This window comes from Exiguobacterium sp. UBA1053 (assembly GCF_002316465.1).
Lineage (GTDB): Bacteria > Bacillota > Bacilli > Exiguobacteriales > Exiguobacteriaceae > Exiguobacterium_A > Exiguobacterium_A abrahamii.
In genome coordinates, this window is record NZ_DCDO01000013.1 from 755,409 (window position 1) to 778,319 (window position 22,911).

The window sequence follows — 22,911 nt, forward strand, 5'->3', positions numbered from 1 at the left end:
TGATTCTCGTGTTTCATTTTAGCGGAAAAGTCAGACAACGACTAGAGAGGCGGAACAACTCACAGTGTTCCCTTTATACCGCACTAAAGGGCGGACTGTAGCGGACGATGCCGCTAACGCCACGCAATCCATTTCGTTCAAGCGCAAGAACGAGAAAGACCTCTGGCGGAACGGGGAACGGCGGCTGAATATCATAGTCGATCGCCCGTTCGAAACCGAACTGTGGATAATAGCTGTCGTGACCAAGCACGACAATGTGTGATTCGCCAGCATCCCGCGCATCCTCAATCACTTGACGGATCAATTCAGAGCCGATGCCCTTTCGTTGCCAGACCGGCAGGACGCCGACTGGTGCTAAGGCAAGTGACGGGATGTCATCGATATGGATCCGGCTTAAGAGAACATGACCGACGATTTCCCCTTTGTCGGTCACGGCGACGCGACCAAAGACCGGTTGCGCCGCTTCGTCCTCGCGTAACGCATCAACGAGGTTCGCTTCGTTCGGTTGTTCGAACGCTGCTTCATGGACAAGCCGGATTCCTGCTGCATCCTTAAAGCCTTCTTTCCGAATAATCATCAGCTATTGCTCCCTTCGAGTGGTTTCGATGCGAGTAGCGTGAACTCGGACGGGATATTCTCATCGTTCCAGCCACGATGCTCGTCGAATCGTTCTAATGTGAAACGTGTCGCGATGACGCCGTTTAAGATCTCGCTCAGCGTAAAATAACGGACGGAGACGTCCGGAAAATCGGTTTGTTCCGCGTCCGTAAAGTGCGTCTTATACGCCAAATCGCCTGATTGCAACGCTTGATCGAAATAACGCGGTCGATACGTCAAATCCGCATCGATCCAGCGTCCGACCGGATGGAAGTCACTAAGGATCAACTGTCCACCGGGCTTCAACATTGTAAACAGAATCTGCAGAAAACACTCGAGATCAGCAAAATAATGCAAAATCCCGCCTTCTAAGTAGAGGAGATCAAACGTATCACGATATCGTTCAAGATCGATCGCATAAAGATCGCCGACGACATATTGAATTGATGTCTCAGCATGGTGCGCCAGTTCAAGCGCATACTTGGCATTCTCCTCTGAAATATCAAACACCGTGACGTCCGCCCCGAGTAACGCTAACGGCACCGCCTTGCGTCCGTTCGAACCACAGATGTTCGCGATCGTCTTCCCGGCGACGTCTTCGAGATGATGCCTGTGTTTCTTCAGGCTTGCTACTGGATCTTGTTTGATGATTGCAGCATATTCTGCTGGTGTTCCGTCACGTTTCTCCCAAAATTCATACGCCCGGTACTCCCACCCCTGTTTGTTGACCCGACTTTGCTCCTGCATCACTGTTCCCCCTTTGACGGTCAAAAAACCAGTCGAACATCGTCCGACTGGTTGATTGTCTTACATATTCATGAGACGGAGGTACGCATCGATGAAGCCCATGATGTCTCCATCCATTGCTCCTTGCGTGTTCCCGACTTCATAGTTCGTCCGGTGATCCTTGACCATGCTGTATGGGTGGAAGACGTACGAACGGATTTGGCTACCCCATGCGATATCCGATTTTTCACCACGGATTTCGTCGAGTTTCTTTTGTTGCTCTTCGATTTCGCGTTGGTAGAGTTTCGCTTTCAACATCTTCATTGCCGCTTCACGGTTTTTGATCTGCGACCGTTCTTGTTGACATGAGACGACGACGCCTGTTGGAACGTGGGTGATCCGGACAGCCGAGTCCGTCGTATTGATGTGCTGACCACCGGCACCAGAGGCACGGTACGTATCGATCCGTAAATCTTCCGTACGGACTTCGATGTCGATGTCATCGTTGAATTCCGGCATGACGTCACACGAAACGAACGATGTATGACGGCGACCTGACGAGTCAAACGGTGAGATCCGGACTAAACGATGGATCCCTTTTTCGGCTTTTAAGTATCCATAGGCATTGTGCCCTTGAATACGGAGCGTGACCGATTTGACACCCGCTTCATCACCCGGTTGGTAGTCCATCGTTTCGACTTTCCAGCCTTGCTTGTCGCAGAAACGTTGGTACATCCGGAGAAGCATCGATGCCCAGTCTTGCGACTCGGTACCACCCGCACCTGGGTGTAACTCGAGGATTGCGTTGTTTGCGTCATACTCGCCGTTCAAGAGGATTTGTAGTTCGAAGTCTTCGAACTTCTTCTTGAGGTCGCCAAGTTCTGACTCGAGCTCTTCTTGAAGATCCGCATCCGGCTCTTCCTTAATCAATTCGTACGTCAAAGCGACGTTCTCGTGACCTGCTTCGAGTTCTTTGTATTTGTCGACCATCGCTTTTAAGCCGTTCGACTCATCGATGACTTTTTGTGCCGATTCCTGGTTGTTCCAGAAATCTGGGTACGTCATCTCGTTTTCAAGTTCTTCGATCCGGGCAATCTTCGACTCGAGGTCGAGTGATGCCTTATATTCGTCGAGTTTCTTTTCCATCCACTCGGCGGTGTTGCGAATTTCTGCTAATTCCATGTGTTCCACCTTCTCTTTCCGTGAAAAGAGGCAGGAATCTCCTGCCTCTCTTTCAGTCGATTCATCACTTATGCCTGACGGCCGTGACAGTTCTTATATTTCTTACCGGATCCACACCAGCACGGATCGTTGCGTCCGATTTGATCGTTTGGATTTTTCCGGACCGGCTTTTTCTTGACCGCTTTATCTTCCTTACCCGAAACGGCGACTTCGTCTTGAACGACTTTTTCGCGTTTGAGGTTTGGATCGAGATCTGCCCGAAGGACGAATTGCGTCACTTCTTCAGCGATCGCAGCGTTCATCGCATCAAACATCATCGAACCTTCCGATTGGTATTCACGGAGCGGGTCGTTTTGACCGTATGCCCGGAGGTGAATCCCTTCACGGAGTTGATCCATTTGATCGATATGGTTCATCCAGTGTTGGTCAACGGCACGAAGAACGATGACTTTTTCGAACTCATCGAATGCTTCGGCTGGTACTTCTGACCGTTTGTGCTCGTAGTGTGCGAATGTCCGCTCTTTGAGCAACTCGATGATTTCTTCGCGTTCTTTTCCGAAGATGTCGCTTTCCGTGACCTTCTCTTCGATCGCAAGCGTCTGGTTCGCCCATTCTGCAAGCGCACCGATGCTCCACTCTTCCGGAACGAACTCGACCGGCGTGTACTGATGGACGCCTGCTTCGATCGTCTGCTCGATCATCGGACGGACGATATCTGACACGGAACCCGCATCAAGAATCGCTGCCCGGTCCGCGTACATGACTTTCCGTTGGTCTGCCATGACGTTATCGTAGCCGAGGACTTGTTTCCGCGCATCAAAGTTGTTGCCCTCGACGCGTTTTTGAGCCGATTCAACGGCACGAGACACCATCCGGCTCTCGATTGGTTGTGAATCATCCATTCCGAGACGATCCATCATCGATTGCAGCGAATCAGAACCGAAACGACGCATCAATTCATCTTCAAGTGACAGATAGAATTGTGATGCCCCTGGGTCCCCTTGACGACCGGCACGACCACGGAGCTGGTTATCGATCCGACGTGATTCATGACGCTCTGTTCCGAGGATGTAGAGACCGCCTTTTTCCAATACACCTTGACCGAGCTTGATGTCGGTACCACGACCGGCCATGTTCGTTGCGATCGTGACCGAGTTCGCTTGACCGGCGTTCTCGATGATTTCCGCTTCACGCGCATGGTTCTTCGCGTTCAAGACTTCGTGACGGATGCCACGTTTCTTGAGGATATTGCTGAGCAACTCCGACGTCTCAACGGCAACCGTACCGACGAGGACAGGCTGTCCTTCGCGGTGGGCACGTTCGATTTCGTCTGCGACGGCAGCGAACTTCCCGTTCATCGTCTTGAAGATTAAGTCCGGCATATCATTTCGGACGACTGGTTTGTTCGTCGGAACCGGTACGACGTGCATGTTGTAGATGTTACGGAATTCTTCTTCCTCCGTCTTCGCTGTACCCGTCATCCCGGCAAGCTTCGTATACATCCGGAAGAAGTTTTGGTACGTGATCGTCGCAAGCGTCATCGATTCGCGTTGAATCTCGACGCCTTCCTTCGCTTCGATCGCTTGGTGCAGACCTTCTGAGTAACGACGTCCTTCCATGACACGACCTGTGAACTGGTCGATGATCATGACTTCGTCTTCACGAACCATATAGTCGACGTCGCGATGCATGACGGCATTCGCCCGCAGTGCGAGGCTCAAGTGATGGTTGAGTGAGACGTGCTCGAGACCGAACAGGTTATCGATGCCGAAATATTTCTCAGCGCGGTCGATCCCTTGCTCCGTCAACAGGACACTCTTGGTCTTGATGTCGACTGTGTAGTCTTCATCTGCTTTCATGATTTTCGCGAATGCATCTGCTTGCGAATAGAGCGCTGTCGATTTCTCGGCAGACCCTGAAATGATGAGTGGTGTCCGCGCTTCATCGACGAGGATGGAGTCGACTTCATCGACGACAGCGTAATGGAGCGGTCGTTGGACACGGTCTTCTTTATAGAGGACCATGTTGTCACGCAAGTAGTCGAAACCGAACTCGTTGTTCGTTCCGTACGTGATGTCACAGCTGTAGGCTGCTTGTTTTTCCTGACGTGACATGCTTGAGAGATTCAAGCCGACTGATAGACCAAGAGCCGCATAAAGAGGCTCCATGATGTCACGGTCACGTTTTGCGAGATATTCGTTGACGGTAACGACGTGAACGCCGTTGCCAGCGAGGGCATTCAAATACACAGGGAGTGTTGCAACAAGCGTTTTACCTTCCCCGGTCTTCATTTCAGCGATGTCCCCGTTGTGCAGGACATATCCACCGATCAACTGAACGCGATAGTGGCGCATGCCGAGAACGCGTGTTGACACTTCGCGACAGACCGCGAAAGCTTCCGGTAAAATATCATCTAAGTCTTCTCCGTTAGCGAGACGCTCACGGAATTCAACGACTTTTCCTTCGAGTTCTTGATCCGATAACGCACCGATTTGTGCCTCGAATGCTTCCACAGCGTCTGCTGCTTTTTCGGCTTTCTTCAGGACACGTTTCGTTGGTGCAAATAATTCTTTTAGAAAATTAGCCATGCCTTACAGTCCCCTTACTTCGAACGATTCTTTGAACGAACAGAATTCCGAGATTTTTCCTTTATTCAGTGTACCGAATACGACGTCAAATTTCAACAAGCGGACCGAGTAGCGGTCTTCGTCTTTCGTCATAGAGCAAACGTACCTTGTTTAAAAATAGTTTTCCATCATATCAAAAAGGGACTCGCCCGTAAGAGCGAGTCCCTGTTGCATTCATTATTCTGGTTCAATCAAACCGTAACGACCATCCTTACGACGGTAGACGACGTTCGTGTTGCCCGTTTCTGCGTCTGAGAAGACGAAGAATGCGTGTCCGAGCATGTCCATCTGAAGAATCGCTTCTTCCGTGTCCATTGGTTTGAGTGTGAAACGCTTCGTCCGAACGAGTTCGAGTTCTGCCTCGTCCTCTTCATAGACTGGCGCTTCCGCTTCCGGTCCTTCGAGCGTTTTGAAGTACTCTCCGATGCCGCCTTCTTTAGCGCGTCCTCTCCGGTTCAACTTCGTTTTGTGTTTCCGGATCTGACGTTCGAGCTTATCGACGACGAGGTCGATTGCTGCATACATATCGCCATTGATATCCTCTGCACGGAGCAAGAGGTTTGGCATTGGAATCGTCACTTCGACTTTTTGCTTCTCATTGTTGACTTTGAGATTGACATAAGCCGTTTGCGCTTCCGTAGGAGTTGTAAAATAACGAGTTAACTTTTCAAGCTTTTTCTCGACGTAATCCTTGAGAGCATCTGTGACGTCCAAGTTTTCACCGCGAATGTTGTAGATCATGTAAACTCCTCCTTAAGTAACCGGTTGAACCTATGAATTCGAGATGCTTCAGTCGTTTCCTTCTGAATATTCGAAATTCTTTGGTTCGTTTTTATTATAGCACGATAAGTGAAGGAAGACCATGAAAACGATGACATTCTCATGAACATTCCCATCTGTTCTTAGCGTACGATAATATTGAAGCATGTTGATGTTAACGTATATACCCGTTTTATTCGAACTCAAAACAAAAACCGCTTTTAGGCGAATAGCCTAAAAACGGTGGCGGCTGCTATTGGATTAGATCTTTGAAACGTTCGCAGCTTGTGGACCACGATCGCCTTCAACGATTTCAAATTCCACTTCTTCGCCTTCTTCAAGTGATTTGTAGCCATCGACTTGAATTGCTGAGAAGTGTACGAATACGTCTTTCGCGTCAGACGTCTCGATGAAACCATAACCCTTTTCAGCATTAAACCATTTTACTTTACCTTGTTCCATTCAAATTCACGTTCCCTTCGCAAACCAGAGTTCGAGAGCAAGCTCTCTACGGCTTAGTCTATCAAAAGAAGGAATTATTGACAATTAAAAATTCTGATTAATTTGAATTCATTCCGAAAAATGAATAATATTCCCTACTTATTGGTCTATATTTCAAAAAATTACGTTGTCATTACAGTTGTATTATTGTATTATATCGTTAGTAATTACCTATTTTATCCATTGTCCTATCTTAAGGAGGATGTAGTCGAATGCGACCATTCCATAATGACGAAAAGTATCGAATCACGAAACGGACGGTGGCGATTCTCCCGTGCTACGACATGATGAAGCAATCCATCATCGTACTCGAGGATGGCTCGACCATCATGACACCGCTTCGGCCGTATCAACTACTGCAGCTTTCCTGCAGGCAATACAACAGTTCCATCGAGGAACGCATCGTGACAGCAAAACGTGTCGCATCCGTAAAAGGAAAAGTCCCAGTCGTCATTGAACCGACACTTGGCCTCGTGTTTTTCCCAACGAAATCACCGAAACGTGATGATTGCGAGTGGTACGCTTGGAGCCACATGTCCGAAGTCATCGAGGAAGACGGACAGACGAAGCTCAAGACTCGTAATGGCATGATCCTTCCCGTAAACGCCTCTCCTTACATCGTCCGCAACCAAATGAAAGCAACTGGCGAGCTGATGGCTCGTTATCAACAATTGAACGCGATGACATTAGAGGAACGCTTTAATGCAATCAAATCTTAAGCAATGAACGCAAAAAAATCAGGGTTGGGCGATGAAATCGCTCAATCCTTTTTGGTTTCTGCCGATATATAATGAGATGACAGTTTTAAAAAACAAGGAGGCTTCTCGATGAACATCCAATTGAACCCGGCACGTCCGGCGCAATCCCCTGGTCAGACGCCGCTTTCGGACACGAAGACCTATAAAGGAACGGTCCTTGAGCAGACCGGTCCGCATACGGCTCTTGTCCAGGTCGGTCGGGATAAGATCGAGATGACCTTCACGGGCGACGTCCCGACAGGTGATTTCCAGTTCAAGGTCAAAGGACAGACCGCCGAAGGCTACCTGATCGAACAGCTGACTCCAGCGACACCGGACGCAGAGACGCCACCTGTCCTGTCCGTTCCCTCAAACGTCGATCCTGCCTTACTTGAAGGCGTACCAGCGGAACTGAAACAGGCCGTCGCAAAGTTACTGGCGAGCGGACAGTTGCCACAAACACCAGAAATCGTCGCCCAGCTCGTGACAGCACTGCAAGGGACCTATAAGGACTTAGCGCTCGAACTCGTGTCGCGATCAGACACGACACTGCCAGCTGATGCCGACGTCTTGATCGCGAGTCTCCTTGCGACGACGGAAGACTATCCAGACGTCCTGCCAGAACGCGACGCGTTAAAGGAGCAGCCGACGTTCGAAAAAGCTGTCGCGCTTGATGTCGCCCGCGTCACCCTGCCAACGCAACGCGAGATCGAGACAGCATCGCCACTCCATATCCGGCAATACATCGAACACCTACCAGCAGAGAAACGCCCAGCACTCGTCGCTACGCTCGAACGAGGCGATGTCGAAACAGTTCGTAAACAACTGACGCCCTACTTCCCGCAAGCGCCGCTTGAGCCGAAGACGAGCGTCCGCGAGCAATTAATTGGTCTGACGGCACGGGCCAGTCAACCGGAACCAACAGGGCAAACGGCACCGGTCCACTCTGCCTTGACGCTTGTTCGCGAAGTGACGCCGCGCCTCGCTGAGATCACGAACGATTTCAAGAGCCAACAGCGAACAATCGTCTCGCAACTCCGCCAGATCGAACCGCTCGTCGAGACACGTCCGGTCCAGATGGTCGCCGTCATCGAGAGCACGGCGCAACGCTTAAAACAAGTCTTCCAGCAAACAGATGCTTTACTGCATACCCCGATGAAAGATGAAAAACAGCTGATTCATTTCTTATCGAAACTCGAACGGGGCGCGGAACTGGCATTACTCGGACGCGGAACAGAGGCAAAAGCCGTCTTACAAGAAGTCCGGATCGCATTCGAAGCCTTCCGTTATGCGCCGGCGAACGTCCGCCCGACCTACTTACCGGAGATGCAAGGACTGCCGCCGCAAGCGCCAACGCTACCAGCGCAAGTCGCAACAAAAGCCGTTCCATATGAGCCGCAGCAGAACAGCCCACGACTTTTGCAAGAAACCGTCCAAAAGACGCTTCAGCTTCAGACGGCAGAACTGAAACTGAGTACACCGGCAGCGAACCCCGAAGCCGCCAAATTGCAGACGTTCCTTGCAACACAGCAGCAAGTCAATAAACCGGATAGCCAGCAACAGTTGAACCAGATTCTCCTGGCGTTACCGGTCCAACTCGTCGAAGCGACGGCAGGACTCCACGTTCACTTGCAAAATAAACGTCCGGACGAAGTGATCGACTGGGAAAACAATATGTTGTATGTCCAACTCAATACGCCGCGCCTTGGTGAAATCGGTGTCCGCGTTGAGACCGTCAACCGAAAGGTGCAGATCACGATTGAAAATGATTTCCCAGTTCTTGAACAACTGGCGACCCCGTTCCTCGACCGAACGACGGACGCCTTGCAAGCGACCGGTTACCAAGACGTCCGGATCCAGTTCCGTCCGTTCACACGCGAGCAAGTAACAGAGACCGTCAAGCAAGACGAGACACTACGTGGCTACGACTATCGTATCTAAAAAGGAGAGACCGTTATGTATCAGAAAATCGATTTAATTGGACGCAAGACGGCTGCTGTCCTCCGCTACGATGAAGCATCCGGTCAAGCACCGGTCGTCGTCGCTCGGGCTAGCGGACAAGCTGCCGACCGAATCCTCCAAGAAGCACGGGCGAACGGCGTCGCGATCGAACACGATACGTCTCTGCTCGGTCACTTACTTGATCTCGACCTCGGGACGGCGATTCCGCCGCAATTATACGACGTGATGGCAGAACTGCTCTTATTGATCGAAGAACTCGACAACGCGAAAGGACGGCAAACATGACAGAACAAGAACTCTACGCGATGACCCCGCAACAGCTGACGGAAGTGATGCTGACGGGGCTCGTCCTACAATATGATCGCGCCACGATTGCGCGTGACGCGAATCGCTTTGACGAAGTCAACGAACGTTTACAAAAAGCCTATCAGTTACTCGACAAACTGCAGGCGGGACTGCATGACGATGGTGGCATCATCACCGTCCAACTCGACGCGCTCTATCACTATCTTGCCGAGCAGACGTTACAAGTCTATAAGACACCAACTACCTTAGACGAACTACTCGAACTGACAGAAGACTTACGCGTCACTTGGCAAGCGGCACAGACCGTCGATCGACCGCTCGTGCGCGCCGCACATCATCAACGATATGAAGGGATGGAATACGAATGAGAATCACGAATAACGTCCAAGCCTTAAAGGCTTATCGCAACCTCAGCATCAACCAGACGAACGTCAAGACGACGATGGATAAACTATCGAGCGGTCAGAAGATCAACCGAGGTGCGGATGATGCAGCTGGTCTGGCGATCTCGGAGAAGATGCGTAATCGCTTGAAGGCACTTGATAAAGCGGAACAGAATGTCCTCGATGGTGTCTCGATGATTCAGACGGCTGAAGGCGGCTTGAGTGAAACGCATAATCTGTTGCAACGGATGCGCGAACTCGCCGTCCAAGCTGGTAACAGCACGTTAGCAACCGAAGACCGGACAGCAATTCAAGAAGAGATCAACCAGCTGACGAATGAAGTCTCGCGGATCGCGAAGACGACCCAGTTCAACGGGAAAGAATTGTTGAGCGGCAAGTTCAACGATTCCGACAGTGCCCTGTTCATCCAAACGAATGCGGGAGCAAACGAAGGCATCTCGATCACGATTAACGACATGCAAGCCCTTGCGATTGGCGTCAGTTCAACGACACAAGCCGATTCCTCGATTCGTCCGCTTGATTTCCCGAGTGGTGATGCACCTGAGTATGCCCTTAGCGTCATGACAGCAACGGACGCAAATGACGCGATCAGCCATTATACGAAAGCAATCGATACGATCTCCCAGCAACGGGCACAGCTCGGGGCGATCCAGAATCGATTTGAAGCGACGTCATCCGTCCTCAGTGTCAGCGTCGAAAACTTGACGGCATCGGAATCACGGATTCGCGATACTGATATGGCGCGTGAGATGATGGAATATGCGAAATACAACATCCTTAACCAATCGGGGATGGCGATGATCGCTCAAGCGAACGCCCTACCGCAAGGCATCTTACAATTACTCAACTAAGGAGGCAGACCCGATGGATATCCGCCGCATCCAAGAAACGCAACGACTCCAGTCCTTAAAAGGTGGTCCCCGTGAAGTCGAAGCGTCGACGACCTTCTCTGCCTTGATGCAGGAGAAACGGGACCATAAAGGCTACGAGCGTTTACAACAAAAGCTCGCCCTAGTCGAAGAACACGGGCAACTGCTCGCTGAAAGTCAGACAATTGAGCACCTCGAAAGCTATAAAGAAAAGATCAAGGACTTCTTAAAAGATGCCCTCGACCAATCGCAACAACTCGAAGAGAAGCGTGGCTTCAACCGCCGCGGTCGGACAAAGATCTATAAAGTCGTCGAGCAAGTTGATGCAAAGCTCCTTCAGTTGACGGATACGGTCATCTCTGGTGAGTCGCGCCGTCTCGATATCCTCGACCAAGTCGGCGAGATCAAAGGCATGCTCGTCAACGTCTTCGTGTAATCTAGAATTAGAGGAGTTCCCCTACATGCCAGACTTATATCTTAAAAAATGCACCTGCCCCTACTGTTTGAAAACGACGGAGACGAAACGTGTCCTGTCACGCCATATCCGTGTTGCCTCGACGGACTTTGATGGTTTCATCCGTCATCAAGGCGTCAACGTCTATCTCTATGAACCGGTTCAGTGTAGTCATTGTCGGTTCTTCTTCCACGAATCGTTCGGAAAGTTATCACCAGACGTTCGGACGACCTTACAAGATCACATCCTGCCGACGCTTCCTGTCTTACCATTTGCCGGGACGGAGCGGACAATCGAGCAGGCGATCCAGCTCTATAAGCTTTGTCTTTATACGGCTCAAGTGACAGAGCAAAAACCAGCAATCCAAGCGATGCTCGGAGTTCGTCTATCCTGGTTGCATCGTTTGACCGGTCAATCAGCGGAAGAACAACTCTGGGCCAACCGAGCAATCGAGAAGTATGTCTCGCTTTACGAAAATTACACATCCGTTAAGGAAAGTGGTATTCCAGAAGATGTTCTATGGCTTCGGATTGCTGATTTATATGCTGTGACAAAAGACAAAGAACATGCCCGTTTATGGTACAGCCGTTTGTTCCAAAGTGAAACGGCGACCGACAAAGTTAAAAAAGACGCACGAACCCACTGGGAATGGGTGCAAGAGCAGGATTGATCCTTGTTCGTCAATAGACGCAACAAGGATTTTTTTCACCACTCGTCGAAAGGAGCCAACACACCGCTTCAGGAAAGGAGGTCCGCGATGCGACCGACGTTACCGCTTCTTTATTTACTCATCACCTATGGGGTGATGTTACTCGTTAGCAGAACACCATTCGTTCCAATAATTGCCGTTCTTGCGACGCTACTTGCTGTGACGTTCGTCGCTGTTAAAGCAAGGCGTTGGTTCTTTCCGAAACACCCGGAACGTTCGGTCGGCATCGCGATTCTCTTGTTCGCAAGTGGTCTCTGGATCAACTTCATCTTGACCTTCTTTCCGCACCCACCGGAAGTCGACTCTGCTGCGAACCTGACATTGACCGCCTTTTTAATGTTGACGGCCATCGCCTTTTCCCGATTGATCGACTGGTCATCGATCCGTCATGCGCGGCTTCTCTACGTCGACGGTATCCTCTTATTCGGGATGGTCTTCGTCTTCGGTTACACGGTCATATTGCAACATGTACCGACGTTCGCTCGCTCCGACATCGAGTTCGTTGCCATGCTCGGCTACGCGATTAGTTTCATTGCGCAGTTGTTCTTCTTTCTGGTCTTATATGCGACAGGACTTCGTGGACCAGCACACAGACGACTGATTCGGGCGATGATGGTATTCATCTTGGCGAACTTCGGTTATTACACATTCTTCATTCGCGATCAATTAACGTTTGCCGCTTGCTTCTTCCCGCTCTATGCGGTTAGTTTGTTTGAGCTAGCTCTCTACTTTAAGGACGTGCCACCGAAACAACCGGCACGCGACCGACTCGGACGACCGTATTTGCCGTATATCAGTCTGCTCGTTCTGTTGACGGGCATCACGTTCCTCCCGATGGCGCAGGATGTCTACTTCCCGACGCTGATCATCTTGTTTTCATTGTTTATGTTCCGGCAATTTTTCTCCGAACGTCTCAATCGTCAGTTACTAACGGAACTCGAGACGTTCGAAGTCGATCTGACACACCGGATCGACCGCCATACAACGCAACTTGAACTCCGGAAGGAAGAGTATCGCCGCCTGTTCCTCGCCCACCCACAACCGATCATTCGTTTCGACGGCAATGGGCATGAGAAAGCGATGAACCCGGCAGCAGAACGTTACTTCCCGCACGGGTATGTTCCTGATGCCCTGGTCGATCAATTGATTGCGGCATTTCTGAAACTCGAGACTGGTGAAAAGCAACTCTTAATGCGGCCCGTCGACGGACGGACGTTCGAAGTGACGTTGATTCCGATTCCGGGTGAAGTTGATTTGTACGTCATTCTGTCCGATTTGACGGAAGCCTTATCGCAAGAAAAATGGCTCCAGGAACTCGGCTATCACGATGCCTTGACGGCACTTCCGAATCGCCGGTATTTCGAGGATCACCTTGGACCGCAGCTCGCAACGCTGAACGAAGGGTCGCTGCTTTTCATCGACCTCGATGGCTTTAAACAGATCAATGACCGCTACGGACATGACGCTGGAGACTATGTCTTGCAAGAGACAGCACGTCGCTTACAGCTTGATTTAACGCAGGATGATGTAGCAGCGCGGCTCGGGGGTGATGAGTTCATCGTTTTTCTTGCCCGCAGTCGCGCGGAGACGATCACCTATGCTGAGAATGTCCTCCTTCGCTTGAATGATCCCTTCTTCTTTGACGCAACGGCGATGCAGATTACGCCGTCAATCGGCATCGCCCGTTATCCAGACGATGGTCGGACGACGAGTCTACTCTTGATTCGCGCCGACGAAGCGATGTACACCGTCAAACAGGAAGAGAAGAACGCCTACCGCTTTAAATGAAAGGCAAAATGCCCCGTCCAAACAAATGGACAGGGCATTTTTTCGTGAGCTTACGACTCACGACGATATTTTTCTTCTTCATAGGCATCTGGCGCATCGGAGACAGGGCGTTCGAACTCTTCCCATGATTCCGATTCAACGTCCGGTTCAATGAACTGATCGTACGAGCCATCCGATTGGAAATACGGCTGCGGTACCGAACGTTTCTTGTCTTCCCGCTTGGTCACGAAAGATCCCTCCCTCACACAAGAAAGTTACTGACGAGAATCAAAATACGGTGAAAAACTATGATCGACTTCCTCATACGGATCAACGTACGATTTACGACTCGTTTGCGTCTGACGCAACTGACTGATTTGTACCCCTAATTTAGCCGTTTCTGCTGATAATTTCAAGTCGATTTTTCGACTATCAGCGACGAGTTCCTGGATGACGGCTTGATTGGCGCCAGCGAGCAGATTCGAGTGTGCCGCGATGAATGCTTCTCGTTCGTTCAGCAGACCTTGAATCTTCTCGATCCATTCGTCATACGTCTCTTCATTCGGCGTTTGATCAAGCAGTTCAATTAGTCGTTTTGTCTTCAGGCGAAGCGGATCGAGCGGACTCATCGTTGCCGTGCGAGTTTCATCGCTTCTTTCCACGTCTCACGGAATTCTTCAGCAAAGCCAATCACTTCGTCGATTGCGACGAGGTCGTTTTTGACATTCGCATCAATTAAGCGCGTTTGCATGTAGTCATACAGACTGTTCAAATCCTTTGATAAGGCGATCGATTGATTGAGCGTCAATTGCAATTCGGTAATAATTGCCTGTGCTTTTTGGATATTCGTATTTTTTTGTTCAATCATCTTCTGTTCGATCGCTCGTTTTGCGAGCATTGAGAATTTGATCAAGCCTTCGTATAACATCAACGTTAAATCTTGAGGTAACGCCGTCGTTACCGAGTTCGTCTGATACGTCGCATAAGGGTTCATCGCGTTTCCTCCTTTTTATTGTCCTTGTCCGAGATAACCGGCAAGCGTTGCCGACTGACTATTCGCTTGGTTCATCGCTTGTTCCATTGCCGCGAATCGGCGATAGTAACTGTCTTCTTTTCGTTTCAACTTGTCTTCCCACGACAGCATACTCTTATCGAGATCAGCGAGTGATTTTCCGAGCCGATATGTCGTTGAAACTGCACCGTCTCGTCCAGCGACACCTGAAATCTTATCACGGAGTGTAGTCGCAAACCCTTGAATCTGGCGGACAAAACCGTCAATCCCATTTTGACTTGGTATCGGATTACCTTGCACATCTTTTGGTGGCTCAGGAGCATCTACTGTAAATAATTTAAAAACACCTTCCGGCTGTTCTTCAAGCATTTTCTTAAGTTTTGTTTCATCAATCATCAGTTTTCCACCGTCACGGAAATCACTCGTTGAAGTAATTCCGATTTGTGACATGTACTGGAGTTGGATCGTATCCGTACCTGACGTATACGAGTAACCCGTATCGATTTTCGACGAAATCGCACTCCGAAACTGACTCAAGCCATCCTGTAAGTAGCTATCATTCTTCAACACACCACTGATTGCTTTTTCTTCCCACTTCTTGACTTCGTCCTCACTCAATTCTTTGCGCTGAGCATCCGTCAATGGCTGGAAATCACGATACTTCTCTTCACGAACCTTTTTGTTCATCTTATCGATGACGTCGTTGTATTTATCAACGAAGTTCTTGATCGAATCAAAGTTTTTTTGCGTATCGAGCGTCGTATTGATTGTCGTCGCTGTCGTCGAGACATTGTTCAAGGTGATTGTCAGACCGTTTTGCGTAAACGTATTCGTTGTCTGTTCGAGTTGTTGTCCACCAATCGTGTACTTGGCGTTCTGCCCTTCACGACCGAATGTTGTATCCTCCGAATTAACCTTTGCGGTATTAGTCGAGGCATCAACGATCGAGATGTCGGCACCTGCCGTATTTAAGTTACCGGTACTCGTTTTCGTTAAGACAAGTTTGCCTGTTAAATCATTGAAAACTGCGTTCATCCCGAGACTGGTTTTACCGTTAATCGCCGCCGTCAAATCCGATATCTTCTGTGTTGCGTCCAGTTGTAATGTCTCCGTCACCGCTACACCTGCTGCATCGAAGGTATTGATTTGAACATTGATTTTGCCATTAGCATCTTTCGTGAACAATCCACTCTCTTCAAGTGTTGCATCGCTCTTCTTTCCGCTTACTGCGACTAATGTCACAGATGCGGCACTAGCGAGTTGACTAATACTATCAATCGTCACACTGCCAGCTGGCGCTGCTGTACTCGCCGTTACCGTCAAAGCTGTTGGATTCGAGCTCGTGACTGTCTTTGCTTGATAGTTCTTGGTTAAAAGCATATCACTTGCAGCTGCTCGGAAATCAAGCAGTGCTCGGTTTATCTCTCGATACGCATCGCGTTGCCATGTCAATGTCTGCTTCTTTTGCGATAACCGATCAACCGGCGCTCGCTCCGCCTGCATCAATTGTTTAATCATTGTTTCCGTATCAATCCCACTCGCAAGACCACTCAGTCGAATTCCTGCCATCCAATCAGTCCTTTCTCTTAAACCCGTTTATCGATCAATTGATTAAATTCCATGAATGCCGCAAAAAAATCGAGTTCCTTTTTACTTGGAATTTCTTGCACGACGTTATTATTCGTATCGACGACTTGAATATAATACTCATTTAACTGTTCATGCTTGACAAACTTTAACCCTGTTCGTTGAAGTTCAAGTTTGATATTCGCCTGTTCCATTGCGGTTTCAAGCTTCGTAATATGTTGCGGTGTCGGTAGGACAACGACTCCTTCTTCTGCTAGTGCTTCCTGATTCGCTTCCACAAACACATTACGTGTCGCTTCGTACGGCAGGACGTTCGAAGGCAGATGAAGGCGAATTTCCGTATTGATGGAATTCATAGTCGGTCACTCCTTTTTGTTCTCTATGTAGTATATCGACCAATTCATCTGATTTGTTAGAGTTCGAAGAGAACAAAACAAAAAAGGTCACGGAACATGCCCGTGACCTGATCAATCGGTATGTGCCAATTACGATTAACGGAGTAATTGGAGAACGCCTTGCGGCTGTTGGTTCGCTTGAGCCAACATTGCTTGTGCAGCTTGCGCAAGAATCGAGTTCTTTGTTTGGTTCATCATTTCTTTCGCCATGTCAACGTCACGAACACGTGATTCAGCCGCTGTTAGGTTTTCAGAAGATGTTTTGAGGTTGTTGATTGTGTGGTCGAGACGGTTTTGATAAGCACCTAATTTCGAACGTTCTTTCGAAACTTCAGTGATTGCGCTCTCGATGTTTGTTACAGAAGCTTTAGCTGTAGCATGTGTAGAAACATCAACACGACCAGCCGTAGCAAGGTTTAAGACACCATCCGTTTTCATGTTACGAATGTTAAGACTTAAGTTTTGATCTTCGTTAGCTCCGATTTGGAAAGTAACTGATCCAGCATCAACTACAACGTTACCTACAGCAGCATCAGCTGTGTAACCTGCATTTGTTTTAATCGAGATGCCGAATTCAGAGAAGTTCAAATCTTGAGCTCCATTGGCATTGCTGATTGTTTGAGTTTTAGTACCGAAAGTCATAGTTAACTCACCAGCAGTACCACTAGTGATTGTATAAGTACCTGCTACTGCTCCGTTAGTTGAAGCACCAGCTACACCTGTAACAGCAAGTACTGTAGTAGTAGCAGCATCTTGATCAACAGTTCCACCAAGACCACCGTTTAATAATGTTTGTTTGTTGAATTCTGTTGTATCGCCGATGCGATCGATTTCACTCTTCAAAGCAGTGAGTTCTTCTTGGATAGCATCGCGGTCTTGAGCAACGTTAGTGTCGTTGGCACCTTGAACTGCAAGTTCACGCATCCGTTGAAGAATAACGTGTGTTTCATTCAATGCACCTTCAGCTGTTTGAATCATTGAAATACCATCTTGTGCATTTCGTGAAGCTTGATCAAGTCCACGAACTTGAGCACGCATTTTTTCAGAGATTGCAAGACCAGCTGCATCGTCACCCGCTTTGTTGATACGAAGACCTGAAGCAAGTTTCTCCATTGACTTGCTTTGTGCTGCAGAAGCTGCAGACAACTTGTTGTGCGTGTTAAGAGCTGTAATGTTGTGATTGATAATCATTGTAATTTCCCTCCATAGGATAAGTTTTTTGTCTCTTTGAAGATCCGTCTTCTCCGAGATGTGCCCCCTGGCCGGCCCAAGGGTGACACGATAGAATTAGTCGATGACTGCTTCCACCTTATATATCGTCGTCCGCTCGAAATGTTTAACAACTTTCTTCAAAAAAATGCAAAAAAAATCGCACATCCGATTTTGGATGTACGATTTTCTCATGATTTAAAGACGCGTCGCGCCTGTCTCTTCTTGTAATTGCTCCGCTACCGCCACAAGTTCTTCCATCGCCCCGTTGACTTCACCGAGTGATGCTGCTTGATGACTCGACGCCTGTAAGACTTGCTCCGCATGCTTCGACGCTTCCTCGACCATTGCGAGGATGTTTGCTGTCGTCAGACCGACTTGATCAATCTCTTGATCCGATTTAACGACGAGCTGGTCAACCGATTTCACACGTGAGTAGACGTTCTCTGTCGAATGGTGAATCTCTTCAAATGACGAACCTGCTTGCTCAACGAGTCCGACACCCGTCGCGACTTCACTCTGAACATCGGTCATCGCGTTCGCCGTATCGTTAACGAGACGTTTAACACCAGAAATCAAATCGGTGATTTCTTTCGCTGATGTCGCCGTCTGTTCAGCGAGTTTTTTAACTTCTGCTGCAACGACCGCAAATCCACGTCCTGCTTCTCCTGCTCGTGCCGCTTCAATCGATGCATTCAAACTGAGTAAGTTCGTTTGTGCCGAAATGTCACTGATGACATCCGTAATTCGTGAAATCTCACCTGTCATATCCGTCAGACGGCCGTTCAGTGTTGCTGACTGTTCCATTTTTTTCGAAATCATATGCATCGCCTCGACAGAATCGGTCGCAAGTGTCTTCCCGTTCTGGGCTTCCGTCTGCATGACCGTCGCTGATTTCAATGCTTCGTTCATCTCTTTTGCGACTTCATCCATCGTCCGTTTAACGGCACCGAGCGCATCCATCGATAAGTACGCTTGATCGACGTTTTCGTTCATCTTCGCTGATAGCTCTGCCATCGCTGAACGAATACTCTCACCTGATGCATTGCCTTCCTGGACTGCTGCTGCAATCTCTTGCGCGGACGCTGTCAGCTTATCGCTTGAACTTCCCATCTGTGTCGCTTGTTTACGGATATGTAAGACCATCACTTCTAGTTCGTGCATCAGTTGGTCGACTTCATCCCCGCGCTTCGCTTCTTCAAAATCGACGTTGAAGTTGCCGTTCGCGACTTCGCGTGCCGTCTCTGTCGCCTTTTCGATTGCTTTGATCGGTTGACGTAGAATCAATTGCGTCAACGACGTCCCAATCAACGATAATAGTAAGCCAATCCCTGCTCCAATCCAAATCGCGTTCGTATCCGCGACATCAAGTCCCCGGTGGAGATAAAGCACAAGCTGGGCTGAGATACCACTCGTGATGACTGAGATGGCCAAGACCCAAAAGAATAACCGTACCTTCAAGTTGCTTCGTAATTTACGCATAACCGAAACTCCCTTTCCTGTATCTTCTTTCACCGTCCTCTCTATCGGTTTCTTTTGTAACCGTTTTAAGTCAGTTGACCCGATTTTCAAAAACGATTCCCAGTGATATGACAAAAACACATCAAAAAGAGTGATGGATCAAATCTTCCATCACTCTCTCTTTCTTATTTCCGCTCGATTTCGACATACTTATACGAAATATCCGTTCCGACATTATGACGGGCGAGATTCTTCACTTCCGTGTTTTGCAGGAAGGCATTTTTCCGTTGGTAGACAGGTGAGATCGCTTGATCGTCGAGCAATACACTTTCCGCTTTACTGAGTAAGGCAAGACGTTTGTCTTGATCGAGTTCACTTTCAGCCTGTTTCAAGAGACGGTCATACTGTTTGTTCGAGTAGTCCATCATGTTGAACGGGTTACCCGTCGTGAACAAGTTCAGGTATGTCGTTGCATCCTGATAGTCCGGAGCCCAGCTCGCGAGTGACAGGTCGTAGTCCCCTCGTCCTTCACGGGCGAGACGTTCTTTCTTCGGAAGTGACAACAGTTTCACGTCGACATTCTGTTTCTTCAACGCCCCTTGAATGTACTCACCAATTTTTTTCGAGACGTCGTCATCTTCGATTAACATCGTCAACTCAAGATTTTGCTTCGCCAGCACTTTGTTTGCAGCTGCTACATCATATGATGATTCGATTTGACGCGTACTATCGTATTTCGGATCAAGTTCTTTCGGTACGATGTAATCCGCAGGAAGTGATCCGTTTCCGAGCAACGTTTCCGTCATCGCTTTTTTATCATATGCCGTATCGATTGCTTGGCGTGTCTGTTTATCTTTTAAGGCATCCGTCTTTTCGTTCATCCGGATGAAGAACATCCGCGAATCACTGAACGTGTTGTACTCTTTTTGATCCTTGTACGTCACGACGTTCTCCGAGTTGAGTGGCGCGACATCCAGTTCACCTGACTCGAACAAGTTGATCGCAAGCATCGGATCCTTGATGATTTTCACGTCGACTTCGTCGATTTTGACGTTCTTCCGGTCTGCGTACTCAGCGTTTTTCGCGAGCGTATAGCCTTGCTCGGCTTGATATTTCTTGAACGTGAATGGTCCGTTGTAGACGTTCGTCTTTGGATCCGTTCCGAACTGGTCGCCTTCTGCTTTGACGATATCTTCCCGGACCGGCATATATGTGCCAAACGTCGTCATGCTGAGGAAGTATGGTGTCGGGCGTTTCAGTTCAATTCGGAGCGTCTCGTCGTCGACCGCTGTCGTTTTTTCGACTGGCTCGAGCAAGTAAGCGAACGGTGAGTTCGTTTTGATGACACGCTCGAATGCATAGCGGAAGTTCTCCGCTGTGACGGGCTTTCCGTCCGACCATTTTGCATTCGGGTCAAGCTTGAACGTATAGACTTTTCCGTCTTCAGACACGCTATGTGATTTCGCTGCCGCTGGAACAAGTTCGTTGTTCGCGTCGAAGCGATAGAGTCCTTCGTAGATTTGGTTGAAGATGTTTGATGTGATGGCATCTGCCGGGTCAACCGACAGGAGGTCGTAACTTTCCATCGTATGCAGAACCTTTTTGTCCACTTGTTTGTCTTCTGCTGGTTCTGTCGTTGCACATCCTGCGAGTAAAACTGCCGTGCTCGCCGCTGCGATCAATGTCTTTTTCATGTGTAGTGCCTCCTGAGAAATGTGATGAGCGTTGGATGATTCGGCATTTGACGTACAACAAAAGGCGCCCTCTACGCATAGCTAACAGCTAATGCATAGAGGACGCCTGTATCCGCGCGGTGCCACCTCTGATTGAGACGAAGAATCGTCTCCACTTGTCGCTGGTCCAACAACCAGCTAGCCCGGTAACGGGGGCAACCGTCCTGTCTACTCGAAGGTTCAACAGGCTCTCAGCGGTCCATTCTCGTTCAGCTTACCGTGTCAGGCTCTCACCATTCCTGACTCGCTTGGTCGGCAGTGTTGACGATACTTACTCCGCGTCGTCGATGTAATTGATATGGCTTAACTTGTTGTTTACTTTACACGGCTTGTTTTTCGCTGTCAACGAAAAAAACTCAGAACGGATGGTCTTCTTGTTTTTCTTGCTCCCGACGGACCGGACGTGGTCGAATCGGTTCGACGTGTTTGACATGCGTTCGTGTAACGATTCGATTGCTGAACGCTGCGTCAAGTAAGATTGTAATCGCTGCTGCCATGTGTAAGAACATCCCGACGACCGGAATGACACCGACCGTTGATGCGACAATCCCGACGATGTTCCCTTTTGAGACATTTCCGGCACGTGCCGTCAATACGACGACGACGATGTGAAACGCGAGCATCAACCACAGGGCATTGTAACCTGAAAAAATAACGATTGAACCACCTAGAAGCGGAATCCCGAGCACCGCTTCCATTCCACCTGATACCCACTTCAACGTCCGCAATGAATCCTGTCGACTCTCCATGACGCCGCCTCCTCTTTTTTTCCATATGTCTAGTATACGACGGATTGCAGAAAAGGTTCCAACGTTTTTGTTTAGTTTGTAAAATAACAAATAAAAAACGATCGGCGAATGTACTCATGTCTTGCTCCCTTTCCTCAGGCGAGACACAAGCCGCGACTCTTTCGCTTCAAGCGAAGAGCCGGGTCTTGTTTGTCTCTGACAGCGCAACTGCGCTTTTTCCTGTAGGAGTGGAGCACCTTGAGCATCCAGCATGCACTGGAATATCCGTCAATCGCTCATTATTTTAAACTGCCAACACGTGGAACTGATAGCCACGATGGACGACGAATCCTGCCTCTTTATAAAGATCAAGTGCCCGGTCGTTATTCGTCTCGACGTCGAGCTCAAGTTGTGTCCGACCTGTCCGGAACAATGCTTGAACCATCAGCTTCAGCATCTTCTTCCCGTAACCATTACCTTGGGCTTCCGGACGAACCGCGAACGCATGGATGCTCGCTTGTGTATCGGAAGCGAGATAGGCACGGATGACACCGACCGGTTTGCCGCTTGCGACACCGATGAACGTAATCCGGTCGTCGGATTCGATCGCTTGATAGATCGACTCTGCTTCTTCATCCGTATTCCCGAACGATTTGCCGAGCGTCTCGACGATGAACGGACGGTCGTCCGCTGTCGCTTCGCGTAATTCGAAATCCGGATCTGCTTTCAAGAACAACTGCGCCTTTTTCAAGACCATGTTATACTCGGTCATTCGGTACTCTGCCCCTAACCCTTCAAGGACGGCTTGACCTGATTCACTTGCGTCGTCAATGACGAACGTGAATGCTTCAACGCCCGCTTCCGTTGCCCGCGCCCGTGCTGCTTCAACAAGTGCCGTGAAGATGCCTTGTTTCCGGTAATCCGGATCAACGAAGACATTCAATTCCCACTCCGTCGGTAAGTACGCGAATGCTTGTAAATATCCAATCAATTGCTCGCCATCATAGATTGCGAAATCGTTCTCGCCAACCCAATCGGCTGCGACTTTTAATTCAATGCCATCGTGATCGTTAACACATTTTTCGAGTTGTAATACATCTGTTGTTTGTTTGACGTCTGTGACGTTCCATTCCATATTCATTCACCTCATTTTCAACTATACCGAACGAACAAAAGAAGCACTAGC

The 22,911-nt window shown here is 49.1% G+C and carries 24 protein-coding genes and 1 other annotated feature; of the genes, 8 read left to right on the forward strand and 16 right to left on the reverse strand.

Annotation, left to right across the window (positions count from 1 at the left end; translation table 11 throughout):
• Positions 1-73: 73 nt before the first annotated feature.
• The 6 genes from B3G15_RS11570 to B3G15_RS11595 all read right to left on the reverse strand — a co-directional run bounded on the left by B3G15_RS11570 (position 74) and on the right by B3G15_RS11595 (position 6,353).
• Complete coding sequence (locus tag B3G15_RS11570) at positions 74-577, reverse strand: GNAT family N-acetyltransferase (protein ID WP_064299411.1); 504 nt, start codon at positions 575-577, stop codon at positions 74-76.
• Positions 577-1,344: a class I SAM-dependent methyltransferase gene (locus tag B3G15_RS11575; RefSeq protein ID WP_290721098.1), complete on the reverse strand. Its 768-nt coding sequence runs from the start codon at positions 1,342-1,344 to the stop codon at positions 577-579. Before B3G15_RS11575 ends, B3G15_RS11570 begins: the two co-directional genes overlap by 1 nt.
• Positions 1,345-1,404: 60 nt before the next feature.
• Positions 1,405-2,505, reverse strand: coding sequence for a peptide chain release factor 2 (prfB, locus tag B3G15_RS11580; protein ID WP_023469245.1), 1,101 nt, complete (start codon positions 2,503-2,505; stop codon positions 1,405-1,407).
• 68 nt (positions 2,506-2,573) lie between these two features.
• Positions 2,574-5,093: a preprotein translocase subunit SecA gene (secA, locus tag B3G15_RS11585; RefSeq protein ID WP_214746716.1), complete on the reverse strand. Its 2,520-nt coding sequence runs from the start codon at positions 5,091-5,093 to the stop codon at positions 2,574-2,576.
• A gap of 216 nt (positions 5,094-5,309) precedes the next feature.
• A complete protein-coding gene (gene hpf, locus B3G15_RS11590; protein WP_023469247.1) occupies positions 5,310-5,873 on the reverse strand; it encodes a ribosome hibernation-promoting factor, HPF/YfiA family in 564 nt (187 codons plus the stop codon).
• Between the two features lie 279 nt (positions 5,874-6,152).
• Complete coding sequence (locus B3G15_RS11595) at positions 6,153-6,353, reverse strand: cold shock domain-containing protein (protein ID WP_023469248.1); 201 nt, start codon at positions 6,351-6,353, stop codon at positions 6,153-6,155.
• Between the two features lie 251 nt (positions 6,354-6,604).
• Between B3G15_RS11595 and B3G15_RS11600 the strand changes: the two genes are divergently transcribed.
• The 8 genes from B3G15_RS11600 (at position 6,605) to B3G15_RS11635 (ending at position 13,621) form a co-directional block, all read left to right on the forward strand.
• Entirely contained in the window at positions 6,605-7,111 is a 507-nt protein-coding gene (locus B3G15_RS11600) for a competence protein ComK (protein ID WP_029342501.1), read from the forward strand.
• Between the two features lie 108 nt (positions 7,112-7,219).
• The gene (locus B3G15_RS11605) at positions 7,220-9,070 is read left to right on the forward strand and encodes a hypothetical protein (RefSeq protein WP_290721109.1); all 1,851 of its coding nucleotides are present in this window, start codon (positions 7,220-7,222) and stop codon (positions 9,068-9,070) included.
• Positions 9,071-9,085: 15 nt separating this feature from the next.
• Entirely contained in the window at positions 9,086-9,376 is a 291-nt protein-coding gene (locus B3G15_RS11610) for an EscU/YscU/HrcU family type III secretion system export apparatus switch protein (RefSeq protein ID WP_290721112.1), read from the forward strand.
• Positions 9,373-9,765: a flagellar export chaperone FliS gene (fliS, locus tag B3G15_RS11615; RefSeq protein WP_290721114.1), complete on the forward strand. Its 393-nt coding sequence runs from the start codon at positions 9,373-9,375 to the stop codon at positions 9,763-9,765. Before B3G15_RS11610 ends, fliS (B3G15_RS11615) begins: the two co-directional genes overlap by 4 nt.
• Positions 9,762-10,652, forward strand: coding sequence for a flagellin (locus B3G15_RS11620; protein WP_290721118.1), 891 nt, complete (start codon positions 9,762-9,764; stop codon positions 10,650-10,652). The genes fliS (B3G15_RS11615) and B3G15_RS11620 overlap by 4 nt, the downstream gene beginning before the upstream one ends.
• Positions 10,653-10,665: 13 nt before the next feature.
• Positions 10,666-11,106 (forward strand): YaaR family protein, encoded by a 441-nt coding sequence (locus B3G15_RS11625; protein WP_058705025.1) that lies wholly within the window; start codon positions 10,666-10,668, stop codon positions 11,104-11,106.
• A 25-nt stretch (positions 11,107-11,131) separates the two neighbouring features.
• The gene (locus tag B3G15_RS11630) at positions 11,132-11,794 is read left to right on the forward strand and encodes a DUF2225 domain-containing protein (RefSeq protein WP_290721122.1); all 663 of its coding nucleotides are present in this window, start codon (positions 11,132-11,134) and stop codon (positions 11,792-11,794) included.
• Positions 11,795-11,881: 87 nt separating this feature from the next.
• Positions 11,882-13,621 (forward strand): sensor domain-containing diguanylate cyclase, encoded by a 1,740-nt coding sequence (locus B3G15_RS11635; protein WP_290721125.1) that lies wholly within the window; start codon positions 11,882-11,884, stop codon positions 13,619-13,621.
• Positions 13,622-13,671: 50 nt separating this feature from the next.
• On the opposite strand, the gene B3G15_RS11640 is transcribed toward B3G15_RS11635, so the two are convergent.
• The 10 genes from B3G15_RS11640 to B3G15_RS11685 form a co-directional block, all read right to left on the reverse strand.
• Positions 13,672-13,848 (reverse strand): hypothetical protein, encoded by a 177-nt coding sequence (locus B3G15_RS11640; RefSeq protein ID WP_167507588.1) that lies wholly within the window; start codon positions 13,846-13,848, stop codon positions 13,672-13,674.
• Between the two features lie 27 nt (positions 13,849-13,875).
• The gene (locus B3G15_RS11645; RefSeq protein WP_231496899.1) at positions 13,876-14,262 is read right to left on the reverse strand and encodes a hypothetical protein; all 387 of its coding nucleotides are present in this window, start codon (positions 14,260-14,262) and stop codon (positions 13,876-13,878) included.
• Positions 14,226-14,594, reverse strand: coding sequence for a flagellar export chaperone FliS (gene fliS, locus B3G15_RS11650; protein WP_056063022.1), 369 nt, complete (start codon positions 14,592-14,594; stop codon positions 14,226-14,228). The genes B3G15_RS11645 and fliS (B3G15_RS11650) overlap by 37 nt, the downstream gene beginning before the upstream one ends.
• 15 nt (positions 14,595-14,609) lie before the next feature.
• A complete protein-coding gene (fliD, locus tag B3G15_RS11655) occupies positions 14,610-16,181 on the reverse strand; it encodes a flagellar filament capping protein FliD (protein ID WP_290721136.1) in 1,572 nt (523 codons plus the stop codon).
• Positions 16,182-16,198: 17 nt separating this feature from the next.
• Positions 16,199-16,555, reverse strand: a complete 357-nt coding sequence (locus tag B3G15_RS11660) for a flagellar protein FlaG (protein ID WP_290721139.1) — start codon at positions 16,553-16,555, stop codon at positions 16,199-16,201.
• Between the two features lie 135 nt (positions 16,556-16,690).
• Positions 16,691-17,785: a flagellin gene (locus tag B3G15_RS11665; protein ID WP_290721141.1), complete on the reverse strand. Its 1,095-nt coding sequence runs from the start codon at positions 17,783-17,785 to the stop codon at positions 16,691-16,693.
• A 216-nt stretch (positions 17,786-18,001) separates the two neighbouring features.
• Positions 18,002-19,285, reverse strand: coding sequence for a methyl-accepting chemotaxis protein (locus tag B3G15_RS11670; protein WP_050678723.1), 1,284 nt, complete (start codon positions 19,283-19,285; stop codon positions 18,002-18,004).
• A gap of 164 nt (positions 19,286-19,449) precedes the next feature.
• On the reverse strand, positions 19,450-20,958 hold the full coding sequence (locus B3G15_RS11675; RefSeq protein ID WP_290721144.1) for a peptide ABC transporter substrate-binding protein: 1,509 nt from the start codon (positions 20,956-20,958) through the stop codon (positions 19,450-19,452).
• Positions 20,959-21,053: 95 nt separating this feature from the next.
• Positions 21,054-21,291: a binding site (T-box leader), on the reverse strand.
• A 62-nt stretch (positions 21,292-21,353) separates the two neighbouring features.
• Complete coding sequence (locus B3G15_RS11680; RefSeq protein ID WP_214858246.1) at positions 21,354-21,746, reverse strand: hypothetical protein; 393 nt, start codon at positions 21,744-21,746, stop codon at positions 21,354-21,356.
• A 283-nt stretch (positions 21,747-22,029) separates the two neighbouring features.
• Positions 22,030-22,860, reverse strand: coding sequence for a GNAT family N-acetyltransferase (locus tag B3G15_RS11685; protein WP_290721147.1), 831 nt, complete (start codon positions 22,858-22,860; stop codon positions 22,030-22,032).
• Between the last annotated feature and the right edge of the window lie 51 nt (positions 22,861-22,911).

Excerpts from the sequence above, each read along its gene's own strand:
- B3G15_RS11635 (WP_290721125.1), top strand. The coding sequence starts at position 11,882 with ATGCGACCGACGTTACCGCTTCTTTATTTACTCATCACCTATGGGGTG.
- prfB (WP_023469245.1), bottom strand. The coding sequence starts at position 2,505 with ATGGAATTAGCAGAAATTCGCAACACCGCCGAGTGGATGGAAAAGAAA.
- B3G15_RS11680 (WP_214858246.1), bottom strand. The coding sequence starts at position 21,746 with ATGGAGAGTCGACAGGATTCATTGCGGACGTTGAAGTGGGTATCAGGT.
- B3G15_RS11575 (WP_290721098.1), bottom strand. The coding sequence starts at position 1,344 with ATGCAGGAGCAAAGTCGGGTCAACAAACAGGGGTGGGAGTACCGGGCG.
- B3G15_RS11665 (WP_290721141.1), bottom strand. The coding sequence starts at position 17,785 with ATGATTATCAATCACAACATTACAGCTCTTAACACGCACAACAAGTTG.
- B3G15_RS11685 (WP_290721147.1), bottom strand. The coding sequence starts at position 22,860 with ATGGAATGGAACGTCACAGACGTCAAACAAACAACAGATGTATTACAA.
- fliS (WP_056063022.1), bottom strand. The coding sequence starts at position 14,594 with ATGAACCCTTATGCGACGTATCAGACGAACTCGGTAACGACGGCGTTA.
- B3G15_RS11605 (WP_290721109.1), top strand. The coding sequence starts at position 7,220 with ATGAACATCCAATTGAACCCGGCACGTCCGGCGCAATCCCCTGGTCAG.
- B3G15_RS11570 (WP_064299411.1), bottom strand. The coding sequence starts at position 577 with ATGATTATTCGGAAAGAAGGCTTTAAGGATGCAGCAGGAATCCGGCTT.
- B3G15_RS11675 (WP_290721144.1), bottom strand. The coding sequence starts at position 20,958 with ATGAAAAAGACATTGATCGCAGCGGCGAGCACGGCAGTTTTACTCGCA.
- B3G15_RS11610 (WP_290721112.1), top strand. The coding sequence starts at position 9,086 with ATGTATCAGAAAATCGATTTAATTGGACGCAAGACGGCTGCTGTCCTC.
- B3G15_RS11625 (WP_058705025.1), top strand. The coding sequence starts at position 10,666 with ATGGATATCCGCCGCATCCAAGAAACGCAACGACTCCAGTCCTTAAAA.
- fliS (WP_290721114.1), top strand. The coding sequence starts at position 9,373 with ATGACAGAACAAGAACTCTACGCGATGACCCCGCAACAGCTGACGGAA.
- B3G15_RS11595 (WP_023469248.1), bottom strand. The coding sequence starts at position 6,353 with ATGGAACAAGGTAAAGTAAAATGGTTTAATGCTGAAAAGGGTTATGGT.
- B3G15_RS11600 (WP_029342501.1), top strand. The coding sequence starts at position 6,605 with ATGCGACCATTCCATAATGACGAAAAGTATCGAATCACGAAACGGACG.
- hpf (WP_023469247.1), bottom strand. The coding sequence starts at position 5,873 with ATGATCTACAACATTCGCGGTGAAAACTTGGACGTCACAGATGCTCTC.
- B3G15_RS11620 (WP_290721118.1), top strand. The coding sequence starts at position 9,762 with ATGAGAATCACGAATAACGTCCAAGCCTTAAAGGCTTATCGCAACCTC.
- fliD (WP_290721136.1), bottom strand. The coding sequence starts at position 16,181 with ATGGCAGGAATTCGACTGAGTGGTCTTGCGAGTGGGATTGATACGGAA.
- B3G15_RS11630 (WP_290721122.1), top strand. The coding sequence starts at position 11,132 with ATGCCAGACTTATATCTTAAAAAATGCACCTGCCCCTACTGTTTGAAA.
- B3G15_RS11670 (WP_050678723.1), bottom strand. The coding sequence starts at position 19,285 with ATGCGTAAATTACGAAGCAACTTGAAGGTACGGTTATTCTTTTGGGTC.
- B3G15_RS11660 (WP_290721139.1), bottom strand. The coding sequence starts at position 16,555 with ATGAATTCCATCAATACGGAAATTCGCCTTCATCTGCCTTCGAACGTC.
- secA (WP_214746716.1), bottom strand. The coding sequence starts at position 5,093 with ATGGCTAATTTTCTAAAAGAATTATTTGCACCAACGAAACGTGTCCTG.